Origin of the sequence: Acetomicrobium sp. S15 = DSM 107314, from assembly GCF_016125955.1 — a bacterium.
GTDB lineage: Bacteria > Synergistota > Synergistia > Synergistales > Thermosynergistaceae > Thermosynergistes > Thermosynergistes pyruvativorans.
In genome coordinates this window covers 1-393 of record NZ_JADEVE010000193.1, presented here as the reverse complement: position 1 = coordinate 393, position 393 = coordinate 1, and the positions used below count along the sequence as shown (strand labels likewise).

The 393-nt window shown below is 50.4% G+C and carries 1 pseudogene; it reads right to left on the bottom strand.

The features are described from left to right. Positions 1 to 264: pseudogene (locus EZM41_RS05765) on the bottom strand (phosphoribosylaminoimidazolesuccinocarboxamide synthase); the annotation flags it as partial. Positions 265 to 393: the final 129 nt, after the last annotated feature.

The following is a 393-nucleotide window of genomic DNA, read 5'->3' as shown; positions in this document are numbered from 1 at the left end:
TTGTCCTTCCCTGAGTGTCGAGGACGCCCTCTTTTAGGTATATTAGCAGGCTGGCTCTGTATCTCATGTCTATGCCTTCATTTCTTCGAGGCGACGCCAGATCTCTTCGTAGGCCTCTAAGACGTTGCCCATGTCCTTGCTGAAGCGATCCTTGTCCAAGCGGTCACCGGAGGTGCGATCCCAAAGCCTGCATGTATCCGGCGATACCTCGTCGGCGATGACGAGGTTGCCGTCTCTGTCCTTGCCGAACTCCAACTTGAAATCGTCAACGCTGTGAAAGAAAAGTCCTTGTCGAAGGGGGGCTTGCTCACAATAGAAGAGTTTAGAGAAATAGCAGAGAAAGTGATAAGTGGCTAAAGCTTCTGGTTACAACATAACATTGGAGGTGTAGAG